This window comes from Flavobacterium davisii, from assembly GCF_019565505.1.
GTDB lineage: Bacteria > Bacteroidota > Bacteroidia > Flavobacteriales > Flavobacteriaceae > Flavobacterium > Flavobacterium davisii.
In genome coordinates this window covers 612,067-637,475 of sequence record NZ_CP067378.1, presented here as the reverse complement: position 1 = coordinate 637,475, position 25,409 = coordinate 612,067, and the positions used below count along the sequence as shown (strand labels likewise).

The window sequence follows — 25,409 nt, the reverse complement described above, 5'->3', positions numbered from 1 at the left end:
AAAATATGATAATTGTTAGTTTTATTAGAATATCCAGTTTTGTTAAATGTTATTTTTATCTTAATTTTACCGAAGTATTATGAGAGATTTACCCAAACATCAAGGACTTAGAAATCAGTTAGTAAGCCTTTTAGAACAAAAAGGAATTACAGATCGAAATGTGTTAGAAGCTATTAGGAAAATTCCTAGGCATTTATTTTTAAACTCTAGTTTTGAGGATTTTGCTTATCAGGATAAGGCTTTTCCTATTGGGGCAGGTCAAACCATTTCGCAGCCCTATACGGTAGCTTTTCAATCAGAACTTTTACAGGTTAAAAAACATGATAAGATATTGGAAATAGGGACAGGAAGTGGTTATCAAACTGCTGTATTGTGCGCTATGGGGGCTAAAGTGTATTCTGTAGAAAGACAAAATGAATTGTATAGAACTACATCCTTATTATTACCTAAATTAGGGATATTGCCTAAACATTTAACTTTTGGCGATGGTTATAAAGGCTTGCCTAATTTTGCTCCATTTGATGGTATTATTGTTACAGCAGGGGCTCCATTTATACCCCAGCCTTTAATGGCACAACTAAAAATAGGTGGGCGATTAATTATTCCTGTGGGTGAAAATGTTCAAATAATGACGATGTTAATACGCAAAAATGAAACCCAGTTTGAAAAACATGAATTTGGTGATTTTCGATTTGTACCACTGTTAGAAGATAAAAATTAAGCCTATAAATTTATTTATAGGCTTTTTTTATTCGATCTAAATCACGCTTATTATCACGATCCTTTATAGTTTCTCGCTTGTCATAATTCTTTTTACCTCTACATAAAGCAATGTCTAATTTTGCAAGTCCTTTTTCGTTAGTAAATAAGCGCAATGGGATAATTGTTAACCCTTTGTTTTGAACGTCTTTTAAAAGACCTTTTAATTCTTTTTTATTTAAAAGGAGTTTTCGCTCACTTTTAGCTCTATGGTTATAATGTGTTCCAAAAGCATATTCTTCAATGTTGGAATTGATAACAAATAACTGGCTTCCGCTAAATTCACAAAAGCTTTCAGCAATAGAAGCTTTTCCTAATCGAATAGATTTAATTTCGGTACCCGTTAATACGATTCCAGCAGTATATCTGTCGATTATTTCGTAATCAAATTTAGCTCTTTTGTTGAGTATGTTGATTGTTTTTTGCATAGGATTGCAAATTTATAAAAAATATTATTTATAAAGATTATTTTATAAAAATGACTTATTTCTTTTTTTGTTTTTAAAATTATTATATTCGTAATTCAAACTAAAAAAAATAATGAAAAATGAAAAAAAAATAATTAAAATTTGTTTTTTATCACTTATAGTCTTTAATTCTTGTATTAATGATGATTCTTTGTCTAAGGAAGAACAAATTGTAATAGCCGAAAATCAAAAAGAACCGTTATCTAATAAAGAGATAAGTAATAAACTTCTTTTTCGTGTAAAAACTGGAGAAAAATTTAATTGGAACATGGCAACAGCGTATGAAGTCTGGAGTGCAATTCAAAATGGGAATAAAGTTTGTACAATAGGCTTTGGTAATAATAAAAATGAATTTGATAGAAAAAAACAGCAAACCAAGAACAAATACAAAGTCAATTATTAAATATTATAGCCAAATACGAAGAAAAAGAAATAGAAAAAATACTCTTAAATAAAGATCCGTATCTTAATTTGATAGATGTTTATATTGAAAAACAAGAAACGATCATAGCCTTAAAAAGATTAGGTTATGTACGTTATATCGAACCAGGTGATTTTAAATTAGAAACAACACCAGATCCTAGAAGTAAGGACTCATCATCATCTTCAGGATGTGGATTAGAAAGCGAATTAATTAGCTCTACAGATTATACTACAATTACACCGAATGCTAAAGTTCCTTGGGCATTTTACAATCATAATATACCTTCAGCATGGCAATACAGTACAGGAAAAGGAATTACTTTAGCTATAGTAGACACAGGAGCTTCCACAGTTAATTCATTACTTAATGAAAATTTTAACAATGGCAATTCTACAGGAAGAACTATTCAAAAATATGGGGTTTATGTAAATTCTATCTGGCCTTGGTCTACAGGATATGATGGAGCAAATGATCAATGTGGTCATGGGACAAGTATGTCTTCTGTAGCTGCTTCTCCCCGTAATGACAAAGGACAACCTGTTGGAGTAGCGTATAATTGTAACCTAGTTACCTATAGAGCCGCTTCAAATGTAGTATTAGATGGTTATCAAGAATTAGAAGGAGTTAAAAAAGCTTTTACAGATTTAGGCAATAATCCATCTGTTCGGGTTATATCAATGTCAATGGGAAATATTATTTCCTCTAGTAAAATTGAAGATGGTATCAGATATGCTTACAGCAAAGGAAAATTAATTTTTTGTGCAGCTGGTACGTCTACCGATTTTACCTCTTCTTATGGTGTTATTTTTCCAGCTTGGATGGCTGAAACAGTTGCTGTTACAGGGCTAAAAGAATCAAGTAGCTACCAAGCATGTGATGTATGTCATTCAGGGAGTAAGGTTGAATTTGCTATCATGATGCAAAGAAATAATACAGGAAACAAAATACCTGTAAATAGTTATTACGATGGACAAGGTGATTATGTTGGAGGTTCTTCTGTGGCAACGGCAACAACAGCAGGTATAGCAACCTTAATATGGGCTAAAAATCCGACATGGACAAGAGATCAGGTTTTAAATAAATTGCGTCAATCTTCAGCGTTTTATGGAAATAAACACCCCGAGTTTGGTTATGGTATGCCAGATGCTTTAAAAGCTGTTCAATAAATTTGAAAAAGAATAATACAATATTAAAAGCTCGAAAAACAAAATTCGAGCTTTTTATTTATAATAAGAATAAACTAAACATTCTCTTGTGAAAATAAAAATATTAACTTCGTAAACTTTATTTTGATTATAAGACAATGGCTAAAATTATTATCCTTACTCCAATGGATATCGAATACAAAAAAGTAGCGTCAGCATTATCCGAAATTAAAGATACCAAACATTCCTATCACATTGTTGTTTCTGGAATAGGGAGAGAGAGTACCGCAAAGACCCTGATGAATTTACCAGCACATGATCTTTGTGTATTAATGGGCTTTGCAGCAGTTGTAGGAAAAGAAAGCGAACTACCTCCTTATCTTGCTATGGGGAAACCTATCGAAATTACGAATGCCTCTTTGTATGGATACGAAGGAGGATTGTTTGAAAATGGAAAACCCATAGCGGTCAATCCTCAAACAAATTTACCGTGTTTGCATTCACTAACTTCAGATAAATTTGTTAGAACGACTAATCTAGCCCTTCAAACAGTGGTAAATATGGAGGATTACACTTTTATGTATTTAAAAAAGCCGCAGGATTTTATCATTCGAATTATCTCAGATTTTTTACCTCACGAAACCGAAATCGATTTTTTTGAAGAAGTAAAAGGAATACAATTTCTAGAAGCTGTAATGGAATTAGAAAAAATATGCTAGTTACCTAAGGTCAAAATCATCAGGTAAAATCAAATATATATTTTCTCATTAAAATTGAAAAGGCTCGTTTTTTATCCTAATATAGGAGTATAAAAAACGAACCTATTGTTATGTTTTAGAAAGCAAAAAATTAATTGCTCGATGTTTTATCGTTTCGCAGCTTACTGTTTTTCTTGCCGTAAAAGAAATAAATTAATATGCCTATTGCCAGCCATGCAAAGAGCCTAATCCAAGTACCTAGAGGTAAAGAAAACATCATTAACAAACAAGTAGCTATACCTAAAATAGGCACAAGAGGAACTAACGGCGTCTTAAATGGTCTAGGTAAATTAGGTTCTTTTTTTCGTAAGATTAAAATACCTATACATACCATTACAAAAGCTAATAAAGTACCTATACTAGTCATTTCACCCACTACATGAATAGGAACTAATCCAGCAAACAAACTAATGAATACACATAACAAGATATTTGATTTATAAGGAGTATGAAACGTAGGGTGCAATTGCGAAAACACCTTAGGCAACAAACCATCATTACTCATGGCATAAAATACGCGTGATTGTCCTAATAAGTCGACTAAAATAACAGAAGTATACCCAATTAGAATAGCCATAAGTACAGCCGTACCTAGCCATATATAAGGCGTTTTTGCAATAGCAATAGCCACAGGTGCGGCACTGTTTTTAAATTCTGTATAGTGGGCTAATCCAGTCATTACATAACCAAAAGCAATGAATAAAAGCGTACATACAATTAATGACCCTAAAATCCCAATTGGCATATTTTTTTGTGGGTTTTTAGTTTCTTGTGCCATCGTAGCCACGATATCAAAGCCTATAAAAACAAAGAAAACAACTCCTGCACCACGAAGTATTCCAGAAACACCAAATTCTCCAAAAGTTCCTGTGTTAGCAGGGATAAACGGACTGTAGTTTGTTGGATTTATATATTGCCAACCTAAGCCTATAAATAACAATACGACACCTACTTTAAGGGTTACAACAATAGCGTTAAATAAAGCAGATCCTTTGGTTCCTCTGATAATAACAGCTGTAATTAATGCAATGATTAATACGGCCGGAAGGTTAATAAAACCGCGAACAATTTCTCCATTTTGTCCTGTTGCAGTTTCAAATGGCGACATAACTAATTGGGGCGGGAGATATATCCCAAATTTTTCTAAAAATTTGACCAAATATTGAGACCAACTGATACCTACTGTAGCTGCGCCTACAGAATATTCTAAGATCAAATCCCAACCAATAATCCAAGCAAATAACTCTCCTATGGTAGCATAAGCGTAAGTATAAGCACTACCAGAAACAGGTACCATCGAAGCAAATTCAGCATAACATAAGGCACTAAAAGCACAACCTACCGCGGCAACGATAAATGATAATATTATCGCAGGTCCTGTGTTATTTGCAGCAGCAATTCCAGTTAAAGAAAATAGACCAGCGCCAATAATAACGCCTATCCCAATCATGATTAAATGGAAACCACCTAAGCTTCTTTTCAAACTATGAGTTCCCGTTGTGGCAGCCTCTTTTTGTAAGGCTTCTATAGATTTTTTTAGCATAAAAGTATATTTATAACAGCCCTTTGGACTGGATTTTTTAAAAACGAGACAAAGGTAAGCCAACTAATTTTTAGCGCTTTAGAAATCAACTGATGAATATTCTGGGGTAAAGTGCTATAGGTTAGTGTTTTTCATGCGACTCGCTCATTAGTTGATAATAAGTTTGTAAATACACCGCAACGTAATTTTTTTTACTAAAATGATGGTGTGAACAATATCAAAAAAATCAATACACTTGGTATAGACTTCTTTAGACTGAATAAAAATTTTAAAAATCATTTGGAAATTAAAAAAAATAATTACAAAATTTGCGTCAGAAAATTATTAACAATTAAAACGAAGAAAAATGTTTGTATTCAATTTAGCAAATTACGGTTACGGATCAGCAAGAGCTGGTGTAACTCCTCTTCGCGTTTTTTCTTTAAGTTAGATTCAAAAACTTCACTATATGATAAAACCCGAAGACAATTAGTTTCGGGTTTTTTTATGCACTAAATTTTCCCGTTACTGATAAATCAGAAACCAATCGAAAGTAATCGCTTTTGAAAGGTCAGTTTATTATTCAATTTTAAATTTATGGGAAATAAATTATCAGGAAAAGACCTTATTAAAATAGGTTTTCCAAAAAATAATGCCATCAATATTGCTCTAGGGCAAATTAATAGATATCGCAAAAGAGAAAAAAAGAAAGTATTCTTAACGAAGCCAAAGAAGTTTTACTTTATCCTGAAAAGTTCAAAAATCACGGAACTTGGGGCAAAGTAGCCGAAGGGTTAGTGAATCCAGTACAAGTAAAGTTCAACGAATTACGAAACACACGAGCGCCATTTTCGATTTTTGGTGAAAATGAAATCGAAGAGCAAGCCAAGTTTCAATTGTATGATGCTTTAAAATTACCTGTTGCTGTACAAGGAGCCTTAATGCCTGATGCACATTCTGGTTACGGATTGCCTATAGGCGGTGTGTTAGCCACAGATAATGCGGTGATACCTTACGGAGTAGGAGTGGACATAGGCTGCCGAATGAGCTTGTCTATTTTCGATTTACCCGCTTCGTACCTCAAAGGGAAAGAGCATCAATGGAGAAAAATTTTGTTGGATAACACCAAGTTTGGAATGAATGAAACACACAAAATCAAATCAGATCACGAAGTGTTTTCTCATCCTGCTTTTTCAAATATTCCTTTGGTAAAACAATTGTTAGATAAAGGATACAAGCAATTGGGGACTTCGGGTGGAGGAAACCATTTTGTCGAAATAGGAATTGTAAAAATCGATACCCCTATGAACGAATGGAAACTAGACGTAGGCGAATATGTAGCGGTTTTATCGCATAGTGGTTCCAGAGGTTTAGGGGCCAATATCGCAAAACATTATACCTATTTGGCTACTAAACAATGTCCATTACCTAAAAATGTACAGCATTTGGCTTGGTTAGATATGAACACACACGACGGACAAGAATACTGGATGGCTATGAATTTAGCGGGCGAATATGCTAAGGCGTGTCACGAAGATATTCACAGGCGTATTGCGAAAGCCATCGGGAAACGAGTGTTAGTAACCATCGAAAACCATCACAATTTTGCTTGGGAAGAAATGGTAAACGGACAAGAATGTATAGTACATCGCAAAGGCGCAACACCTGCTGCCAAGGGCGAACTAGGAATTATTCCGGGTTCGATGACAGCACCTGGTTTTATTGTAAGAGGCAAAGGAAATGAAAGTAGCCTGAATTCTGCTTCGCACGGTGCAGGACGATTACATTCCAGAACCAAGTGTAAAGCAAAATTTACCCAAAGTGATATCAAAAAAGTTTTAAAAGACAAGGAAGTCGATTTGATTGGTGGTAGTATCGATGAAGCACCTATGGCATATAAAGACATCCATAAAGTAATGGCGCTTCAAGAAGAATTAGTAGAAGTATTAGGAACATTCACCCCAAAATTTGTGCGAATGGATAAATAAGATCAATTATGAAACGATTTGAAGATGAAAATATTAGAGGGGTAAAATTCAATGATTTCATTGATGTTGTTTGTCCAAATTGTAATCAGAAAGCAGCTGTAAAAATCAAGAATGAATTAGAATCTTGTCCTAATTGTGGAAAACACAATTGCGAAAGCAAAAGGGTTTTTGAATGTAAACATTGTTATTATACTTTATCAAGAAAAAAAACAGTTTATGAACCTTATGCTAAAGTTTATTGTTCAAGTTGTACAGAAAAATATGAAGTAAAAGGAGTTCAAACAACTAAACAGGTAAGCGAAATAAAAGTTAAATGTCCACATTGTAATCATAGCGAAACTGTGAAAGCAAAACTTAAAGAAATAGAGTTTGAATTTAAATTCGATATTGAAGGAGTAAGAGACCCTTTTTATAATTGTAGCTTATGGTACCAACAAGAATTTAAACAGAATGTTTTTTGGGCTTTAAATAATGATCACATTAATTACCTAGAAAGATATATTGAGGCTGATTTAAGAGAGCGCAACTCAAAATACAATGGAGGTCAAACGTTAGTAGCGCGATTACCAAAGTTTGTCAAAGAAGCAAAAAATAGAGACAAACTTTTAAAAATTATAGAAAAATGGAAGCAAAAATAAAATCAAATCAAGTCTCTAATAGCCCCTCCTTTGGAGGGGTTGGGGAGGCTATCATTCAAATCACCTCAGGAAGAGGTCCAGCCGAATGCGATTGGGTAGTGGCGCAAGTGCTCAAAAGAGTATTAGTCGAAGCCGAAGAAATGAAGCTGAAAGTGGAAGTAATAAAAAGAGAGCTCGGCCCCGAAAACGGTACAGTAGTTTCGGCATTAGTAGCGATAAATGGTGCCAATACCAACGAATTTGTGCGTAGTTGGGTGGGTACCATTCAGTGGATTGGGAAAAGTACGTTTCGAAAATTTCACAAACGTAAAAATTGGTTTATCGGAATTTTTGAAGTGCCTCCAACCCTCTTGCCTACGTTTTCAGAAAAAGATATTCAATATCAAGCAATGCGTAGTTCAGGAGCAGAGGGACAACACGTAAACAAAGTGAGTTCTGCTATTCGTGCCACACATCTTCCTACAGGAATAAGCGTAGTGAGTATGGATTCTCGTTCGCAGCACCAAAATAAAAAGTTGGCAACCGAACGATTACTAGCCAAACTGAAAGAAACGCAGTACGACCAACTCCAACAGCAAGTGCAAAACCAGTGGACCAATCAAATGGCAGTGCAAAGAGGAAACCCAATTCGTACTTTTGAGGGTTCCGATTTTAAAAAAGAAAAGAAAAGTAAAAACAACAAAAAAGAACGACAAGAAGGAAAGAAGATGATAAACGATAGTTTATAGGATGAGTAGTATCACCTATCATCGAACATCCATCAGCCAACAAATTCAAAAAAAATGAAAACAATAGATAAATATTTAGTACAAGCCTTGGATAATTACCCATATTGGTTAGAAGGTTCCTTAGAATCTTTAGGGTATGCGTTAGCGTATGATGATAAAAATGCGATGGGATTATGGCTGTACGGACGATTCTTTGCAGAACAAATGCAAGACTATGAATCGGCGAAGCAGTATTTTGCCGAAGCTCTTGCTACCGATATTCACACCTTAGCCGTATATCCATACTATGCTGAGGTACTATTGCAAAACGAAGATTATGACGAAGCAGCCAAATTGATTGATTTCGCTCTGACCGTAAAAGGAATTGATAAACCCCAAATGCTTTTGCGTAAAATCCAACTTTTAGAAAGACAACGCAATTGGAAAGAAGCTTTGCAATTGATCAAAGAAGCCAAATTAAATGATTATTCAAATTCGTTACACACTATCGAAGAAGTGGAAAAACGAATCAAAGACAAAAAAGCGCTTTTAAAAGAAAAGAAGCCTAAAAAGAAGAAATCAGAGAAAAAGAAAAGTAATAAGTGATTAGTGATTAGTAATAAGTGTTCAGTGTTAAGGACTTAGTATTCAGATATTTTAAGATAAAAATGCTGTGTGACTTTGTGCTAAACTTCGTGATACATTGTGATACATATTCAGTGTTCAGGTTTAGTATGCAGTATGCAGAAATCATTCATTATTAGTTATGCGGTTTGTTTGTCACTCCGACGTTAGGAGGAGTCACATAATCAAATTTTAAAACTAGCTTGTAAATTATAATCTGTGCATCTGTGGTTGCTAAAAGCATTTGTAAAAAAGAAAAGTAATCAGTGTTCAGAACTTAGTGTTCCGATATTTTAAACGAAAAACGTAGTGTGACTTTGTGCTAAACTTCGTAATATATTGTGAAACATATTCAGTGTTCAGAACTTAGTGTTCCGATATTTTAAACGAAAAACGTAGTGTGACTTTGTGCTAAACTTCGTAATATATTGTGAAACATATTCAGTGTTCAGAACTTAGTGTTCAGGTATTTTAAACGAAAAAGGTAGTGTGACTTTGTGCTAAACTTCGTAATATATTGTGAAACATATTCAGTGTTCAGAACTTAGTGTTCCGATATTTTAAACGAAAAACGTAGTGTGACTTTGTGCTAAACTTCGTGATACATTGTGAAACACTAAAACAAAAAAATAAAAAACTATGGCAAAATTATTAGATAAAATACTCGTAGTCGATATAGAAGCTACGTGTTGGGAAGGCAAACTTCCCGAAGGAATGATAAGTGATATTATAGAAATAGGCGTGTGTTTACTCGATGTACAAACAGGCGAAATAAGCGATAATCGGGAGATTTTGAAATGATTTCTATAAAAATCAATTTTAAAACTAAATTAGTAGTTATTATAATGCAAAACCTAACAGGTTGGAAAACCTGTTAGGTTTATAAAAAGAAAAAAATGTTTACAGCCGAAATAAAAAGCAAAATAGGAGAGGACATCTCCATTTTAATAAAACCCGAAAATTATTCGTATAACTTTATTTGCGAATGTGGCGACGCCAGTGATTTGACCGTAAAAGACTGTCAAAACACCGAAGCGATCTTCATCAGTCACACCCATATTGACCACTTTGTCAATTTTGATACGATACTCCGTCACCAAATTGGTATACAACGCCGAGTGGTGATTTGTGGACCAACAGGTATAACCCAACAAGTACAATCTAAATTAAAAGGGTATCAGTGGAACTTGATTGCAGAGGATGCCATTGTGTATGAAGTACGAGAGATTCAAAACGAGGGTAAAATTACCTGCTCCGAAATTAAACCACCATTTTGGAACATTGAACCCATCGATAAGGAATTGGATTGTCTATATCAAAATGAAAAATGCACCGTCGAATTTGTATTGTTGGATCATAAAACACCTTCTGTAGCGTATCTTTTTAAGGAACACGACACCGTTAAAATCGATTTAGGCAAAGCCCAATTTAAAGGTGGGGCTTGGGTTAATGTATTGAAAAATGCTTATGCCAACCAAGAGGATGATTTGCAAATCACGATCGAAGCAGTTACTTATCTTGCCAAAGATTTATATTACTTGCTTGAACTTAAAAAAGGCCACCGATTAGGTGTTATTATGGATCACGCCGCTAATGAAGCAAATCACGATTTGATTTATAGCTTGTTCAACGAATGCGATACTGTTTATATAGAAAGTTTTTACAAAGCCGAAGATAAGGAGCAAGCACAGCAAAATTACCATAGCTATTCTAGTGAGTCTGCTCGAATTATGAAAAAATGTCAAGTAAAAAATGCTATTCCAGTACATTTCTCCCGAAGATATAAAGAGGAAGATATTCAAATAGTTATACAGGAATTTGCTCAAGTATTTGAAAATCAATAGTTTTTTAATTTGTGAATAGTTTTTTGTGAATCAAAAAATACTATTTTACGACCGTTTTTCTTCACTTTATAGCATACAAACAAAAATGCTTAGAGGTTCGTTATAATTTTATCTCAGAAAATGAAATTGCTAGCACATTTTCAATCCAACAGTGGAGCAGAACCACTCAAATAACGGGGTAAAACTTACCACCTTAGTGTAAGCAAATAACAAACAAACTAACACGAAAAAAAATGGCAACAATTAGTATTCAAATCGCAGTAGACGGATCATCACTAGCAGCAAGAGTTGCAGACGGAAGTCTTAAAGCTGGAACGCAATCTAGTCCAACATCTTTAGGAGCTTGGAGTGATTCCAATGTATTTATTACCATGACTTCACAAAACAGCAACGTAACTAATAATTCACAGGGGCAATCAGAATTAAATGTAAAAGCAAATTCAGGAGATCAAGTACAATGGTTTATGACCACTTTTGATAGCAATGTAGATTATACGGCATTTTTGTATAGCGGATCATTTAATCCGTCAAGTGCCTTTACAACCCTAACTTACATTACGCCACAAGTAAACAATTACTTACCTTCTACAGGAAATCCTACAGGAGCATTAACAAAGTTTACAAATAATGAAAATTATGCTTTAGGGACCGTATTACAAGTAGGTGCTAGTATCCAATATACTTTATCATTTACGTTAGTAAACAACTCAAATGGTAGTATTGTAGGCTATTTTACTTGGGATCCATTTATCACAGTGAATTAATAATAATTTTTTTTTAAAAAGAAAACCGCATCGAAAGATGTGTTTTTTTTGTTGGTTTATGAAGATGATTTGATTTTTTGTGTAAGATAAAAACCAGCTGTGTGGCTGGTTTTGTTTTATTTTAAAAGCTAGTAATTCCAATTCGAGAAATATGATTTGCATATCTATTTCCAATCATATCGGTAATCTCTTTTTTAATGAAAATAAACCTTTTACAAAAATCTCATGATTATCAACTACTGAAAAAGCAAAGTTTAAATTAAAACAAATAAAATATTCGTCTTCTAATATGTTGTAATTTCCATCTAGAATAAATAGAGATTGAGGAATCTTTTCTTTGTCTAAAAATTCTTTATGAATTGATTTTACCAACACACCCAATAAATATTTATATGCTCGAGGTTTTAATTGTGAATAATCACAAGATGCGCTGATTTCTATAGCTATTGGAATACTTTCTTTTCTTATAGTTCTATTTAGTCCCGGTAATAACCTAGAATACCAATCATTAAAAGGTGTAGAAAATAAGTTTGTAAATTTCTGATCAATATTAATTTCTATAATTATCCCTCTAGCTTTTAAATCTTTATTACTGTTTAAGTCAACATGAAAAATAGAATTCAAAGTTGAAGATTTGAAATCATTTGGATAATCAGGTTGAGCGTTTTTTCTTGATTTTGAAAGAGTTACTAATAGATTTTTCCATAAATCTGAATCAATTGAATTAATTACATTATTAGAAACTAAAGGCATTAATGCCTCATATATAGCTTTGTCTGGGTTTTCTTTAGCATGATCGTATCCTAAAGACCCGATTGCAATTTTAGAGAAAACTAAATCAAAATTATTGTTAAATGAATCATTATTTCCCCATTCTGTGTTAGGAATAATATTATAAAGTTGATTAATCGTATATGCAGCAATATTTTTTACTCGATTTTCAAAATCAAATAAAAGATTAATGTATGGTTGATTTAAAATTTCTTTTATGATTTTAAAAAGACCTTCATTATTAGCGCGATCTAAAAAATCGTGTTTGTCAATTACACTAACACTAAACGGTTTAGGTGTTTCGGGTCTTCTTATATTTATATATTGAATAAATTCATTTATTAAATCAGAATTTTGAGTCCAAAAAACTAATGCAAATAAACCGTTATCTGGAGAAATAAATTCGTTTAGAGCATTTGCTAAATCATTATAAACAGCATTATTATTTCCTACAATATCACCTAGATTCAAATCAAAGAAAGCGATTCTTACATTTTGTAATGGAATCTCATTTTTGTTGAAAAAATCGTACTGAAATGTATCACATTTTATAAAGTTATCAGCAAAAACTCTATTCAATATTTCTATATGTTCTGCATTATTGTCAACAATAATAATTTTATTTTGATTTGAAAACATAGGTTATTTTTTTGGAAAAACTAAAACTATACATGCACCATTATAAACAGATGGAATATCTAAATCATTATTATCAGGAAAGAGAACTTTACCACCTAACATTTCCATTACTAAATTTACATAATAAAGACCTAATCCCATACCTCCCGGTTTGGAAGTAACAAAAGCTCTAATTAATTCTTCTGTTTCAAGTCTAAATCCTGAACCATTATCCGCTATTATTATTGCGTTACCATTAAAACTTTTTAAGTCCGTTCCAATATATATTCCTCCTTTAAAGTTTTCGCCTTTAATCTCTTTTTGATTACTTACCCAATAAATGGAATTATCTATAATATTTGAAATAGCACTAATTAGTAAATTACCATTTCCAAAAATATTAAAATCTGGATTTTCATTTGACAAAAGAGGAGATGAAAAAACAACATTATGAAATCCAAATCTATTTATATTTATATTTTTAGCTTTATCGACTAATTCACTAGCTTTAATATTTATCTTTTTATTTTGCTTGAGTATAGGTGAAAAATTTTCTAAAACTTGAATTAAATTTTTAACTCTTATTCTAACATTTTCTATGTCAAATTCATTTTTATTTATATCCACGTTAATGAATCTCATTTCTCTGTCAATCTCATGAAAAACAACTCCAAGATTTAATCCAGTCATTCCTGAATTAACCATTACATCACGCATTTCTGTATAATCTTTTTCAACCCTTTTAATTAAAGGAGATAGTTCTTTTTCTAAGTTCTTGTCTTTTATACTTATACTTAATTCTTTAATTGTTTCAGATAAACCTGAATTTTTAACGGGCTTAAATTTATCGATATATTCTTGTACTTTTTCCTTGTCAGATTTTGATTCATTTTCAAATTTTGAAAAAACTTCTTTTACAATAGTTTTTAATTTAAAAAAATAATAATTTTCATTAAAGCCTTCTCTATTTGTTTTTTCGGTAATACCATTTTCACTTTCATCTAAATTTAATTCAATTGCACCGATTGTAATTTTTCTAGCAAAATGACTTCCAGCATGTTGTATTTTACTGTAGTCTAATTCGAGCCAATCATCAGTTTGCTCTCCATAATTATATACCCTAATTCCATCTCTAAAAATTTTGACACCATAATTAAGTTTAATAAAATCTTTTACAGCACCAATTTGACCTCCAAAAAATAAATTAGCTATGTCTTTTGTTAAATTGAAAACATAAAATTTTCCTTTAATTGTACCAATATTATATAAATCGGAGTTTAGTAGATGTTTTTTTCTTCCTTTATGATCAATGAAGTCGAGTTTGTCTCCAATCTCAAAAGTATTTTTTAGAGCATGTTGTTCGAGATCGGTTATGTGAAGGTTCTTAGCTATTAGTCTTGCTTTTATTTCTTCATTTTCAATTTTCATCAAAGGATGTGAATTGAAATTGTATGACCAAAGATATTCTGCAAAATCTTCATCTTTTGGTAAATCATCGTCGTTAGAAACCCATTTCTTTATTTCAAATTCAAATTGATAAAGACTGTCTTTTAGTATATCAGATGAAGTCTTAATATTTTCTAACCACTCTTGATGATGGTCATTTGCGGAAATTTCAATTTTGAAATTTGGAAATTTTACAAAAGGATTTTTTATATTCTCAATTTTTCGAACTAAATCTCTTAATAACAATCTAGTCCAATTTTTATTAACTAAACCAGATAGGATTATTCGAGTACCATGACCTTTTTCAAAAATAGTATTTGGCACATTTTCTATTTCTACTTCTAAATCTTGAATATATTCTTTAGACTTTATTAAATTATTCCAATTAATATAAAATTGACTTGAAAATAGATCTCCTTCAACTTGAGTTTCAACAGTTATTTCTTTAGCTAATTTGTGAACTGCTAATCTTCCAACTCCTTTATTACCTAATGAAACTCTTTTGAATTTTTTACTAACTTTTCTATTTGCCCCTCTTTTGAAATCAGTACCAATAGTCAACCAAACATTTTCAATTACATTTGGAGACATTCCATGGCCGTCATCTTCAATAATTATCTTTTGATTTGGAGTATTCAAGTCAACAAAAGTAACTTTTACTTCGGTTGCATCAGCATCATAAGAATTTTTAACTAATTCAAAGATTGCTAAACCATCATTTCCTATAAGTTCTTCTCCTAATAAAGTTAAAATATGGCTTTTAGCTTTAATATTATGTTTAGTTATTGACATAACAATTCTTTCATTTTTTTAGCAATGGCATTAGCCATTAATGGTGGCACTGCATTACCAATTTGTTTAAATGTTGCGGAGCGAGAACCTTCAAAATAAAAATCATCAGGGAATGATTGTAATCGTGCAGCTTCTCTAACTGATATAGAACGACATTGTTCAATATCTGGGTGTATATAATAATGTCCGTCTTTTGCGATATGCGCTACAACAGTATGTGCTACACTAGTTCCATCAACCACTTTGTATCTATCAGTAAAAGAGGACTCATTTTTATGTGTTTTTAATTCTTCGGGTAAGTCAGGATATTTTAATCGCTCTTTTTCGTTGTCCCATTTTTCAATCGCACGTCTGTATATTTCTAAATCTCTTTCATTATGTGGTCTTGAAATATGTTGTGTAACAAAATCTACTCCATTACGTAATTGAAATTTATTTAGATATTCATTTTTGCAAGTCGTATAGTTTGTAACCTTTAAGCTTTCTCCAGGAGTTAATCTTGGTAAATCTGAAAAAGCTTCCTTTACAGTATAATTCTTTTTAATTTTTTCAAATTCAGGAAATCCAAAATCATTCTCTTTTTTCCATCCTACAATAATGATTCTTTTTCTTGCTTGAACTACTCCATAATCAGAAGCTGTTAGCGTATCGTGATGTACTTCATATCCTAATCTTCTAAAGTAGGCTTTTAAATTCTTAAAATGCTCTCCTTTATGGGCGGTTAAAAGCCCCGGTACATTTTCAAAAACAAATGCCTTTGGCTTAAATTCTTTTAAAAACCTTCCATATTGAATATATAATTTATTTCGAGGGTCTTTTTCAATATCTTCTTGATGTCTTCTTAGCAAAGAATATGCTTGGCAAGGTGGACCTCCAATAATAATATCTACTTTTTTACCTGATTTTTTTATAGTTTCAAAAAGTCCATTAATAGTTTCGTCATTGATTTCAATATTGATTACCGATTCTATAATGGAGTTTGGAATTTCCTTAAAGAAATTTTCTTTAGTAACTTCACCCTTGATGTATTCGTAATACAAATCAAGGTTGTTTTTGGATTTTAAATAGTGATAAGCGGCGCGTGTTTTGATAGTTTGACAAGCTTCAGTATTCATTTCAATATGTGATATTGGGTTAAATCCTGCATTGACAAACCCTTCTGACATACCAGAAGCACCTGCAAACAAATCAATAAAATTTAACTCATTCTTCATCATCAAACAGATCTTTTATTTTTACTTCTAATGCTTTTGCTAATTTTTCTATGATTAAAAGAGAGACATTTCTTTTTCCATTTTCAATATCTGAAATATAGGTTCTATCTATATTTGATATATTTGCCAGATATTCAGAGGAGTAACCTTTGCTTTCTCTCAATGTTCTAATCTTTAAACCAAATCTTTCTTTCAAATTCATATAACTGATAAAAATAAGTCTCTGTCGACAATTGACCTGTTGACAATAATCGACAATTTGTTTTTTTATATAAAAAAACACCAGCTTCCACTGGTATTTCTCGCAAGAAAAAATCCTGCTTTATAAAGAATTAGTTATACGATTACTCGATCGTGATTTCGGCTAGGTTTTGGTTTTCTTTTACTTTGCCCAGCTGGATAGTTTGTAGTTTGCGAACTATTTTACCGGTTTTGTCTTTCATATAGATTTCTACTAAAACGGTGTCTGGGTCTGTTTCGGTAAGTTTGGTTTCTCCAAAATAATTGGTTTTGATTTGGTATTTTCCTTTAATCGCATTACGTAATAAATACTGCTCGGGACCATAGCCTTGTGTGAAATCTTTTGAAAAACAAGCCCCTATTTCGGTGTCTTTATGAGCATAGTAGCATTCTTCATTAGTGGGTTCCATGATATGTAAATCGATATCTATTTAAAACCTGTCAGGCCTAAATACCTAATGACTCTTCTATCTAATAATAATTACATTTTTTCTGATGGGATTGTTTGAAATTTTCGATATCGTTAAATAGTTCAATTACTTCTTTTCTTTTCAGTTTTGTTGATCTGTCAGAATTACAACTTACATACGAACTCCACGGATATTGTATAGGATGGTCACAAATATTGTGATGTACAGGATTATTATGAATGTATATGATTGCATTTTGAAAATAGGTTCTGTTGTTAATTTGTTTTCGGCGAAAAGGTCTTTCAAATAAAGCATCATGCCGTTTTGTACTTTTATTGTATGCTTTTGTGTAAGCATTGAATAAGTTAGAAAAAGATTGAGAGGGTAAAATAATTTTATCCGTTGAAATTTCTGAAATTTCTTTTATCCTCACCACAAAGTGAAAATGATTTTTCATTAAACACCAAGTAAAAGTCTCAGCAATAGGATCAATGTGAAGGGAATAGAGAGTAAGGAAATACTCGTAATTTTCTTTATTATCAAAAAGTGTAACACTATTGATTCCACGATTGTAAATGTGGTAGTAATTTCCACGTTCTAAGGCTTGTATCATAACTATTTTGGCTTATATATAAAACAAATATAAGTAAAATGGTTTTAGACCTGACAGGTTTTAGTGTAATTAATTTGGAATAAACCAAACTTAATTCGATTTACTCATGATTTAATTAGTAATAAGCCTAATTTGATTTTGTTTAAGTTTTCACACCTGACAGGTTTTTAAAACCTGTCAAGTGTGATAAAAGTTACTCCGCTATCAAAACCTCTAAAATCGTAATGGCAGCATCGCTAATTTTAGTACCCGGGACCAAAAACGGCCACTGCTCCAGCATCAAACAAGAATTGATAATCCTGTGCAGGAATTACGCCGCCAACAATCACCATAATATCTTCACGACCATATTTTTTCAATTCTTCAATCACTTGGGGTACCAATGTTTTATGTCCCGCCGCTAACGAAGAAACGCCTAAAATATGTACGTCATTTTCTACCGCTTGTTTAGCCGCTTCTTGTGGGGTTTGGAATAATGGTCCAATGTCCACGTCAAAACCTACATCGGCGTAGCCTGTTGCGACTACTTTAGCACCACGATCGTGTCCGTCTTGCCCCATTTTGGCAATCATAATACGTGGGCGACGACCTTCTTTTTAGCAAATTCATCGGCTAACTGACGTGCTTTTTCAAAGCTTTCGTCATTTTTTATTTCTTTACTATACACCCCACTAAAACTTCTAATTTGTGCTTTGTATCTTCCAAAAATGCTCTCTAAGGCATCACTAATTTCTCCTAAAGTCGCTCGGTTACGTGCCGCATTTACGGCTAAATCTAATAAGTTGCCGTTTCCTGTTTTAGCACATTCGGTTAGTTTGGCTAAACAGTCTGCTACTTTTGCAGTATCACGGGTCGCTTTAATTTGCTCCAAACGTTCAATTTGTTGTTTACGAACGGTTTGGTTGTCTACTTCAAGGATATGTAAGGGATCTTCTTTTTCTAGACGGTATTTGTTTACGCCAACAATAATATCTTGTCCGCTGTCAATACGCGCTTGTTTACGAGCTGCGGCTTCTTCAATGCGAAGTTTAGGAATGCCTGCTTCAATGGCTTTGGTCATTCCGCCTAGTTCTTCTACTTCTTGGATTAAAGCCCATGCTTTTTCGGCAATTTCAGCAGTTAAACTTTCTACATAATAACTACCTGCCCAAGGATCGACCGTTTTACAAATTTTGGTTTCCTCTTGTAAATAAATTTGGGTATTACGTGCAATACGCGCTGAGAAGTCAGTGGGTAAAGCAATGGCTTCGTCTAAGGCGTTGGTATGTAACGATTGGGTTCCGCCAAAGGCTGCCGCAGCCGCTTCAATAGCCGTTCGTGCTACATTGTTAAATGGATCTTGCTCGGTTAAACTCCAACCTGATGTTTGACAGTGTGTACGTAAAGCTAGCGATTTTTCATCTTTGGGATCAAATTGTTTTAAGAGTTTTGCCCAAAGCATACGCCCAGCACGCATTTTAGCAATTTCCATAAAGTGGTTCATTCCTATTGCCCAGAAAAACGAAAGGCGAGGGGCGAACTCATCTATATTCATTCCCGCTGCTAAACCCGTACGAATGTATTCTAAACCATCGGCTAGGGTATAGGCTAATTCAATATCTGCTGTAGCTCCTGCTTCTTGCATGTGATACCCCGAAATGGAAATCGAATTGAACTTTGGCATATTTTTGCTGGTATAGTCAAAAATATCGGCAATGATTTTCATTGATGGAGTAGGTGGATAAATATAGGTATTACGCACCATAAATTCTTTTAGGATGTCATTTTGAATCGTTCCCGAAAGTAGGTTAGGTGCTACGCCTTGTTCTTCGGCTGCTACTATATAAAATGCCATAATAGGCAATACGGCACCATTCATGGTCATGGAAACTGACATTTCACCAAGTGGAATTTGGTCGAAAAGCACTTTCATATCTTCCACCGAGTCAATCGCTACTCCTGCTTTTCCTACGTCACCTACTACACGCTCGTGATCAGAGTCATAACCACGATGTGTAGCCAAGTCGAATGCTACCGACAAACCTTTTTGACCTGCGGCTAGATTACGACGGTAAAAAGCGTTACTTTCTTCGGCAGTAGAGAAACCTGCATATTGACGAATCGTCCACGGACGACGCACATACATAGTGGCATAAGGACCACGTAGGTTAGGTGCAAAGCCTGCGCCAAACTCTAAGTGTTCTAGACCTTCTATATCTGACTTAGAGTAGTTTGATTTTACCTCGATGCCTTCGGCAGTGGTGAAATGATTCGAAGCGGGAAGTTGGATATTGGAAGTATGTTCTAACTTCTGATTTCCAACTTCTAATTTAATATCTTGAATGTTTTTTCTCATTCTAAATTTATTTAGGGTACTTTCTTGTACTTTTTGATGTATGAAAGCACGATAAAATTTTTATGTTATTTGTGTTTTTTAGTAACAATTACCTTAAAATCCATATTTAGCTTTTATACTATCTAAAGATTCTTTTGATGAAATGTATTCAGATTCAGGTTCATTTAGCCTGTTTTCTGGAGTTTCTTTCATTTCGTTAGTAAGATAGAAATCATTTTCTTTTGCCAAAATAATAACTTCAACTTCATCTGTTAAGAAATTATCAGGTAAAGTTATTTTTATTTGATGATTTTTAACTTTTACAAATTGTCTTATAGCTTCCATTACTCTATAATTTTATAAGTGTAATTACGATAAACTAAATTTTTATTTTTATTATTTACTAACGCGCCTACAATGGCAGTTCCATTTTTGGCTAATCCAGCAACCCCAGAACTAACGATTAGTCCTCCTCTTACACCAAAAAGGATTTTTTAGCTTTTGTATCTCCTTTAGGATAATATTTTATGCTGCCTAAATTGGTTAATTTAACTTCATTGTTGTCTACTGTAAACGTATCAGCATCTTTAAATGAAATCGCACCTACATATTTAGGACGATCTAGAGTGATGACTTTTACGCGCATTCCTTCTTCGAAAATGACACTTTTGCCAGTTTGATTATTGGTAGTAGCTTCTGTTTTTTTTTGATTGTGCAAAAAGAGAAAAGAAATGATTAGTACTAAGGTTACAAAAAGATTCTTCATTTGTATAGGTTTTAAGCCTCAGCTTGTAATCGTTCTTGTTCTAATTTTTCGGCTAATCGTCGTTCAATAATTGGGCTAATTAGTGTTTTTCTTGGATTTTGTTTAACAAAAGGATATAGTTCTAAATCATTTTTCATGTAATCATTTTTATTAGGATATTTGTTTGTTCCTAATAAAATTTCTTTTCCATTATTAAACAGTTCTTGTTCTTTATCAGCACTTTCTTTAATTTTTCTTTGGATAGTTCCTTCTATTAATTGGGTAATAAATCCGCCACCTTTTTCAATATCTTTAAATAATATTAAGGCTTTTTCGGCTAATTGTTGAGTTAATTCTTCTATATAGTACGAACCATCGGCAGGATTGTTTACCTTATCAAAATAACTTTCGTGTTTTAAAACTAATAATTGATTACGTGAAATTCGATCGCCAAATTCGTTGTCTTTGTGATAAATGGCATCATAAGCAAGGTTGGCAACTGCATTAGCTCCACCTAAAATGGCACTCATACACTCAGTGGTAGTACGAAGCATATTAACATTATAATCATATAAAGTTTTGTTACGCTTGGTAGGAGTAGCTATAATATGACAGTCAGAATTGTAATTATATTCTTTGGCTAGAGTATTGAACAATAATCGTAAAGCACGGAGTTTTGCGATTTCAAAAAAGTAATTACTTCCAACAGCTACGTTAATAATAATAGTGGAGGTTAGGTTTTTAATTCTATTGAAATACTCATTACAATGGGCTAAGGTGTAAGCTAATTGTTGGACAATATTGGCTCCTGCATTTTGATAGGTTTCAGCATTAATATTTAAAGAAGTTTTGGACTGATTTAAAATTAAAAAGTCATTTTCTAAATTGGTAAACCAATTGCCTTCTTTAGCTAATTGACCAATTGGATCAATTTCTAAAATAATTGTAGGTCTAAGAGCGTGTATTTTTGTTATGAAATCACTACTAAGAAAAAGCGGCTTAATATATACTTGAATTTCTTGAGGAATTGTATTTAATAGTTTTTCTAATTCTAAAGATTCATTTTCTAGCGTAAATCGAATACTTTCGGCTCCTCTTGATAACGTTTCATAGGTTCTGTTGATAGATTTTTCTAGATCATGTACAAAGATATTTTGAACGATTTTAAAAGTATTTTTGATAGAGTTTACTTCTAAAGGATTATAGCTTTCATCTATGTGATAAAAGGGTTTAACTTTTATACCTTCAGGGCTTTCCCAAACGAGAGTTTCGTTATAATCAGCTCCTTTTAGTTCATACTGAATCTGTTGCTTCCATTGTTTGGAAGGAACGGAATTGAATTCATTGAAAAGTTTTTCTTTCATGTTGTGTAGAAACAAACTATTTTAAAAATGAAATAGTTGATTGATTTTTCACAAATTTAAAAAAATAACGTTTAAGAATAGAATCTTGTATTAAAATGATTATAAAATGTTGTAAAAAAAGACAAGGAGATAGTTTTTAAGCTATCTCCTTGTAATTGTATTGTAATTAAATATTAATTACCAAACGATTTTTTTAGTTTCGTAGTCTCCGTTTGAATAAGTTACTTTTGTAATGATTACACTATTAGTTTTAGGTAAGTTTTTAGTAAAGTTTTTGATGTTACTAACGTTTTCTTGTAAAAGGATTTTACCTTGTACATCAGTTATTAAAATAGCATTAAAGTCTTTACTTGATTTTAGTGTTATTTGATCATTTTCAGTTAATAGTGTTAATTGATCTTTTAACTCCATTGATTTACGTAATACTTCGGTGTTTAAAGAAATGGTAGGAGCTACTAATTCTAATGTATATTGGTCCGTATTAAGTTCTGAATAATCAATTGTTATATCTTCGTTTTTGTTGAAATTTTTGGTTTGAACTAAATTGTTTTTTTGATCAAAGATATAGATAGTAATGGTTTCATTTTCAAGTCCTTGTCTGTTAATAGTCCAATTGCCTTCTTTGTTTTCAGTTACTAATTCTTTTGTAGTTACTTTTATAGAATTTTCTTTTAGATAAGCAACTTTGTAAGTTTGATTATCATGTTTCATTTCTACAATATATGCACCTTCTTTTAAATCTTCTAGTTTTTTACTAGCAATTCTGTTACTAGTTAAATTTTGGTCAAAACCATAGATATTGGTGATTTCGAAATTAGAATTTTTATTTTTTGTTGCAATGAGAGGATGTAATTGTGATTTGTTAAACTCTAATTTAGATTCTTGACTTGTTCTGTCTGATGACATAGCAGTCCAGTTTAATAGTCCACCTGTTCTATGCCAGTTAAATTTAGCAATAGAAGCTATTAACCAAGGAAAAACACCTCCTGCATGTCCAAAAGGACCTAGATTCGTAGCATTAATTTTGTATTTAGATAAATCGAAAAAAGAATAGTAGCTTCTTTGAACTTTCTCCGTTTTTAAAGCGTTTAGAAAAGGGATTTCAGCATCTGCTGTAGTATATGACATGGTTGTAGGAGTTGTGTTATGAAAATCATACACATCACTTTTCTTTAAGAAATCTCTTAAAGGGTTGTTAGGGCTAGAAGCTGTTTTAATGTATTCTTTTGTAAATAGTGTTTTCCATTTCAGAGGTCCCCAATCAAGTCCACCTTCTTCGTTAAGAACATGTTTTTTGTAAGTTTCTTGAAATTCAGGAGAAATCATTTCTGTAAAGTTTTTTTGATACTGTTTGTATCCTAAACTATGCGCTCCATTTACAATGTAAGCAATAAAAGCAGAAGAAGGATAATCTTCGTTGGCTAATACACGATCTTCGTAAGTAGTTTTAGATAAATCGTATGGTCCTGCTCCAGCATATACTTGTTTAAAATTGAAACGTTTGTATTTTTCTGTATTGTATTTTAATACAGCCATAGTTGAATGTCCTCCTTGTGAATAACCAGAAAGAAAATATTCGTTGTATCTTTTTACTCCTTTTTGGTTTAAGAATGTGTCAGCAGCTGTAAGCATATCTATACTAGCAGAAGCTTCTGTTTTTGCATCGGCATAAGGGTGTACTCCTTCTGAGTCACCTAGTCCTAAATAATCAGGAGATACAACGTAATAACCGTTAAGAGCATAAAGCATATCAAGAACAAAGCCTCCTTCACGTGTGCCTTTTAAATTAGATGGAATGTTAACTCTTTTGTCAGCTGTTGGATGTTCTAATAAAACGGTTGAAAGAGGGTAGTCAACTTTAGGGAACATAACTAGACCGTGTGCTTTTACCAGTTGGTCATGATGGTTTGTGGTCCAGTAAGTTACTTTGTATCCTTCTAAACCTTTAACAAGGAATTGGAAAAGTTGTGCTACGGCATTAGGTAGTTTGATTTTTCCGAAACCAGCCATTCTTTGGAGTACTTGTGGGGCTGAATCGTCCATTTTTTTTTCTACACTAATCAAATCGCCCTGGTTGCTGAGCAAAGTTCGATAGTGAGAAAATAAGAGATAATACTAGTAAAGTTTTTTTCATAAAAGGTTAAATTATCATTAATATAAATGCAAACTTAACCTTTTTTTAAATATGATTGTGGTATTTTTTCTTTTTGTGTTTTATTTTAACGTATCATTTTCGAATTCTATGATATAAATGTCTTCGTTTTCACGTTTCATATAGTACTTTTCACGAGCATATTTTTCAATTTCATTTGCACTTTTTAATTTCTTAATTTGTTCTAGGGTCTTTTGCAATTTCTTCTTTGTAATATTTTTTGTTATCTTCTAGTTCTTCAATCTCTTTATTTAAGACTTGATGGTCTAAATAAGAATAATTATCTAGAAAAAGCATCCATGTTAAAAAGAAAGCACTAACTAAAAAGTACTTATTACTGATGGTTTTAAACCAATATTTTCTTTTTAAGAAGTTTTTAAAAGATTGAAACATATTTTGAAGGAATTCTTGAATAGTGAATTTAAAAAAGCTTATTTTAAGAAATACGTTGATTAATGACTGCTCTGACTACATCAATGGCAACGGTATTGTATTTGTCATTTGGTATGATTATGTCAGCAAATGCTTTAGTAGGTTCTATGAATTGTTCGTGCATTGGTTTTAATGTTGTTTGGTAGCGATTTAGTACTTCTTCCATATCGCGTCCTCTTTCGGCAATATCACGTTTTAATCGTCTAATTAATCTTTCGTCTGAGTCAGCATGAACAAAAATTTTGATATCAAACATGTCACGAAGTTCAGGGTTTGTTAAGATTAGTATGCCTTCAACAATCATTACTTTACGTGGTAAGGTATGGATTGTGTCTCCAGTGCGATTGTGTTTAACGAAAGAGTAAACAGGTTGGTCGATTGCTTTTCCTGCTTTAAGGTCTTTTAGATGTTCAACTAATAAACTGAAATCAATTGAACGAGGGTGGTCAAAATTAATTTTTGTTCTTTCCTCTAGGCTTAAATCGCTTGTTTCTCTGTAATAATGATCTTGAGAAATAATGCCTACTTCTGTTTCGGGTAATTCATTCATGATTTGATGAACTACCGTTGTTTTTCCTGAGCCTGTGCCGCCTGCAATACCTATAATTAACATATTTTTGTGGGGTTTAAAAATGCAAAAGTAGGATTTTTTGAAGTT

At 32.5% G+C, this 25,409-nt stretch carries 22 protein-coding genes and 4 pseudogenes; 11 read left to right on the top strand and 15 right to left on the bottom strand.

All coding sequences use genetic code 11. The annotated features are described in order from the left end of the window. Positions 1 to 79 precede the first annotated feature (79 nt). Positions 80 to 721, top strand: a complete 642-nt coding sequence (locus JJC05_RS03195; RefSeq protein WP_105195198.1) for a protein-L-isoaspartate(D-aspartate) O-methyltransferase — start codon at positions 80 to 82, stop codon at positions 719 to 721. 10 nt (positions 722 to 731) lie between these two features. On the opposite strand, the gene smpB is transcribed toward JJC05_RS03195, so the two are convergent. Continuing rightward, on the bottom strand, positions 732 to 1,187 hold the full coding sequence (smpB, locus tag JJC05_RS03190) for an SsrA-binding protein SmpB (protein WP_088390482.1): 456 nt from the start codon (positions 1,185 to 1,187) through the stop codon (positions 732 to 734). A gap of 112 nt (positions 1,188 to 1,299) precedes the next feature. Between smpB and JJC05_RS16525 the strand changes: the two genes are divergently transcribed. From JJC05_RS16525 to JJC05_RS03180, 3 genes are all read left to right on the top strand, one after another. Beyond that, positions 1,300 to 1,629 carry a hypothetical protein gene (locus JJC05_RS16525; protein ID WP_258929448.1) on the top strand — a complete coding sequence of 110 codons (330 nt, stop codon included), beginning with the start codon at positions 1,300 to 1,302 and terminating at the stop codon, positions 1,627 to 1,629. Positions 1,630 to 1,697: 68 nt separating this feature from the next. Next, positions 1,698 to 2,816, top strand: a complete 1,119-nt coding sequence (locus JJC05_RS03185; protein ID WP_258929447.1) for a S8 family peptidase — start codon at positions 1,698 to 1,700, stop codon at positions 2,814 to 2,816. 137 nt (positions 2,817 to 2,953) lie between these two features. After that, positions 2,954 to 3,514: a hypothetical protein gene (locus tag JJC05_RS03180; protein WP_235878196.1), complete on the top strand. Its 561-nt coding sequence runs from the start codon at positions 2,954 to 2,956 to the stop codon at positions 3,512 to 3,514. 130 nt (positions 3,515 to 3,644) lie between these two features. Here JJC05_RS03180 and JJC05_RS03175 read toward each other — a convergent pair whose 3' ends face one another. Further along, positions 3,645 to 5,096, bottom strand: a complete 1,452-nt coding sequence (locus JJC05_RS03175; protein WP_235878194.1) for an amino acid permease — start codon at positions 5,094 to 5,096, stop codon at positions 3,645 to 3,647. Between the two features lie 576 nt (positions 5,097 to 5,672). Here JJC05_RS03175 and JJC05_RS03170 point away from each other — a divergent pair. From JJC05_RS03170 to JJC05_RS03140, 7 genes and pseudogenes are all read left to right on the top strand, one after another. Further along, positions 5,673 to 7,063: pseudogene (locus tag JJC05_RS03170) on the top strand (RtcB family protein). 8 nt (positions 7,064 to 7,071) lie between these two features. Next, complete coding sequence (locus JJC05_RS03165) at positions 7,072 to 7,701, top strand: hypothetical protein (protein ID WP_235878192.1); 630 nt, start codon at positions 7,072 to 7,074, stop codon at positions 7,699 to 7,701. Next, on the top strand, positions 7,686 to 8,429 hold the full coding sequence (gene prfH, locus JJC05_RS03160) for a peptide chain release factor H (protein ID WP_235878191.1): 744 nt from the start codon (positions 7,686 to 7,688) through the stop codon (positions 8,427 to 8,429). The genes JJC05_RS03165 and prfH overlap by 16 nt, the downstream gene beginning before the upstream one ends. Before the next feature lie 54 nt (positions 8,430 to 8,483). Beyond that, positions 8,484 to 9,014 (top strand): tetratricopeptide repeat protein, encoded by a 531-nt coding sequence (locus tag JJC05_RS03155; RefSeq protein ID WP_127823239.1) that lies wholly within the window; start codon positions 8,484 to 8,486, stop codon positions 9,012 to 9,014. 657 nt (positions 9,015 to 9,671) lie between these two features. Next, positions 9,672 to 9,833 (top strand): 3'-5' exonuclease family protein, encoded by a 162-nt coding sequence (locus JJC05_RS03150; RefSeq protein WP_235878190.1) that lies wholly within the window; start codon positions 9,672 to 9,674, stop codon positions 9,831 to 9,833. A gap of 95 nt (positions 9,834 to 9,928) precedes the next feature. Next, entirely contained in the window at positions 9,929 to 10,876 is a 948-nt protein-coding gene (locus tag JJC05_RS03145) for an MBL fold metallo-hydrolase (protein ID WP_235878189.1), read from the top strand. 233 nt (positions 10,877 to 11,109) lie between these two features. Then, the gene (locus tag JJC05_RS03140; protein ID WP_235878188.1) at positions 11,110 to 11,640 is read left to right on the top strand and encodes an AidA/PixA family protein; all 531 of its coding nucleotides are present in this window, start codon (positions 11,110 to 11,112) and stop codon (positions 11,638 to 11,640) included. Positions 11,641 to 11,814: 174 nt separating this feature from the next. Here JJC05_RS03140 and JJC05_RS03135 read toward each other — a convergent pair whose 3' ends face one another. The 13 genes and pseudogenes from JJC05_RS03135 to udk form a co-directional block, all read right to left on the bottom strand. Continuing rightward, positions 11,815 to 13,050, bottom strand: a complete 1,236-nt coding sequence (locus tag JJC05_RS03135; RefSeq protein ID WP_235878187.1) for a hypothetical protein — start codon at positions 13,048 to 13,050, stop codon at positions 11,815 to 11,817. A 3-nt stretch (positions 13,051 to 13,053) separates the two neighbouring features. Then, positions 13,054 to 15,267: an ATP-binding protein gene (locus JJC05_RS03130; RefSeq protein ID WP_235878186.1), complete on the bottom strand. Its 2,214-nt coding sequence runs from the start codon at positions 15,265 to 15,267 to the stop codon at positions 13,054 to 13,056. Then, positions 15,258 to 16,484: a DNA cytosine methyltransferase gene (locus JJC05_RS03125; RefSeq protein WP_235878185.1), complete on the bottom strand. Its 1,227-nt coding sequence runs from the start codon at positions 16,482 to 16,484 to the stop codon at positions 15,258 to 15,260. The genes JJC05_RS03130 and JJC05_RS03125 overlap by 10 nt, the downstream gene beginning before the upstream one ends. Next, positions 16,471 to 16,683: a helix-turn-helix domain-containing protein gene (locus tag JJC05_RS03120; protein ID WP_235878184.1), complete on the bottom strand. Its 213-nt coding sequence runs from the start codon at positions 16,681 to 16,683 to the stop codon at positions 16,471 to 16,473. The genes JJC05_RS03125 and JJC05_RS03120 overlap by 14 nt, the downstream gene beginning before the upstream one ends. Positions 16,684 to 16,825: 142 nt before the next feature. Further along, positions 16,826 to 17,149 (bottom strand): annotated as a pseudogene (locus tag JJC05_RS03115) (YfaP family protein); the annotation flags it as partial. A 43-nt stretch (positions 17,150 to 17,192) separates the two neighbouring features. Then, positions 17,193 to 17,744, bottom strand: coding sequence for a hypothetical protein (locus JJC05_RS03110; RefSeq protein ID WP_235878182.1), 552 nt, complete (start codon positions 17,742 to 17,744; stop codon positions 17,193 to 17,195). 193 nt (positions 17,745 to 17,937) lie between these two features. Beyond that, positions 17,938 to 20,079 (bottom strand): annotated as a pseudogene (gene scpA, locus JJC05_RS03105) (methylmalonyl-CoA mutase). A 93-nt stretch (positions 20,080 to 20,172) separates the two neighbouring features. Continuing rightward, entirely contained in the window at positions 20,173 to 20,403 is a 231-nt protein-coding gene (locus JJC05_RS03100) for a hypothetical protein (protein WP_088390454.1), read from the bottom strand. 130 nt (positions 20,404 to 20,533) lie between these two features. Further along, positions 20,534 to 20,824 (bottom strand): hypothetical protein, encoded by a 291-nt coding sequence (locus JJC05_RS03095; RefSeq protein WP_235878181.1) that lies wholly within the window; start codon positions 20,822 to 20,824, stop codon positions 20,534 to 20,536. Between the two features lie 11 nt (positions 20,825 to 20,835). Then, complete coding sequence (locus JJC05_RS03090; protein ID WP_105196390.1) at positions 20,836 to 22,167, bottom strand: methylmalonyl-CoA mutase subunit beta; 1,332 nt, start codon at positions 22,165 to 22,167, stop codon at positions 20,836 to 20,838. Positions 22,168 to 22,344: 177 nt separating this feature from the next. Next, positions 22,345 to 24,210, bottom strand: a complete 1,866-nt coding sequence (locus tag JJC05_RS03085) for an alpha/beta hydrolase family protein (protein ID WP_235878179.1) — start codon at positions 24,208 to 24,210, stop codon at positions 22,345 to 22,347. Positions 24,211 to 24,381: 171 nt separating this feature from the next. Beyond that, a pseudogene (locus tag JJC05_RS03080) lies at positions 24,382 to 24,712 on the bottom strand (FtsB family cell division protein). Positions 24,713 to 24,755: 43 nt separating this feature from the next. Further along, positions 24,756 to 25,364 (bottom strand): uridine kinase, encoded by a 609-nt coding sequence (gene udk / locus JJC05_RS03075; protein ID WP_088390444.1) that lies wholly within the window; start codon positions 25,362 to 25,364, stop codon positions 24,756 to 24,758. Positions 25,365 to 25,409: the final 45 nt, after the last annotated feature.

Bases quoted from the DNA above. Each gene is read 5' to 3' on its own strand.
- JJC05_RS03130 (WP_235878186.1), bottom strand. From the start codon at position 15,267: ATGTCAATAACTAAACATAATATTAAAGCTAAAAGCCATATTTTAACT.
- JJC05_RS03195 (WP_105195198.1), top strand. From the start codon at position 80: ATGAGAGATTTACCCAAACATCAAGGACTTAGAAATCAGTTAGTAAGC.
- JJC05_RS03085 (WP_235878179.1), bottom strand. From the start codon at position 24,210: ATGGACGATTCAGCCCCACAAGTACTCCAAAGAATGGCTGGTTTCGGA.
- JJC05_RS03155 (WP_127823239.1), top strand. From the start codon at position 8,484: ATGAAAACAATAGATAAATATTTAGTACAAGCCTTGGATAATTACCCA.
- JJC05_RS03095 (WP_235878181.1), bottom strand. From the start codon at position 20,824: ATGAAGAATCTTTTTGTAACCTTAGTACTAATCATTTCTTTTCTCTTT.
- JJC05_RS03150 (WP_235878190.1), top strand. From the start codon at position 9,672: ATGGCAAAATTATTAGATAAAATACTCGTAGTCGATATAGAAGCTACG.
- JJC05_RS03165 (WP_235878192.1), top strand. From the start codon at position 7,072: ATGAAACGATTTGAAGATGAAAATATTAGAGGGGTAAAATTCAATGAT.
- JJC05_RS03135 (WP_235878187.1), bottom strand. From the start codon at position 13,050: ATGTTTTCAAATCAAAATAAAATTATTATTGTTGACAATAATGCAGAA.
- JJC05_RS03100 (WP_088390454.1), bottom strand. From the start codon at position 20,403: ATGGAAGCTATAAGACAATTTGTAAAAGTTAAAAATCATCAAATAAAA.
- prfH (WP_235878191.1), top strand. From the start codon at position 7,686: ATGGAAGCAAAAATAAAATCAAATCAAGTCTCTAATAGCCCCTCCTTT.
- JJC05_RS03180 (WP_235878196.1), top strand. From the start codon at position 2,954: ATGGCTAAAATTATTATCCTTACTCCAATGGATATCGAATACAAAAAA.
- JJC05_RS03140 (WP_235878188.1), top strand. From the start codon at position 11,110: ATGGCAACAATTAGTATTCAAATCGCAGTAGACGGATCATCACTAGCA.
- smpB (WP_088390482.1), bottom strand. From the start codon at position 1,187: ATGCAAAAAACAATCAACATACTCAACAAAAGAGCTAAATTTGATTAC.
- JJC05_RS03125 (WP_235878185.1), bottom strand. From the start codon at position 16,484: ATGATGAAGAATGAGTTAAATTTTATTGATTTGTTTGCAGGTGCTTCT.
- JJC05_RS03145 (WP_235878189.1), top strand. From the start codon at position 9,929: ATGTTTACAGCCGAAATAAAAAGCAAAATAGGAGAGGACATCTCCATT.
- JJC05_RS03110 (WP_235878182.1), bottom strand. From the start codon at position 17,744: ATGATACAAGCCTTAGAACGTGGAAATTACTACCACATTTACAATCGT.
- JJC05_RS03175 (WP_235878194.1), bottom strand. From the start codon at position 5,096: ATGCTAAAAAAATCTATAGAAGCCTTACAAAAAGAGGCTGCCACAACG.
- JJC05_RS03120 (WP_235878184.1), bottom strand. From the start codon at position 16,683: ATGAATTTGAAAGAAAGATTTGGTTTAAAGATTAGAACATTGAGAGAA.
- udk (WP_088390444.1), bottom strand. From the start codon at position 25,364: ATGTTAATTATAGGTATTGCAGGCGGCACAGGCTCAGGAAAAACAACG.
- JJC05_RS03090 (WP_105196390.1), bottom strand. From the start codon at position 22,167: ATGAAAGAAAAACTTTTCAATGAATTCAATTCCGTTCCTTCCAAACAA.
- JJC05_RS16525 (WP_258929448.1), top strand. From the start codon at position 1,300: ATGAAAAATGAAAAAAAAATAATTAAAATTTGTTTTTTATCACTTATA.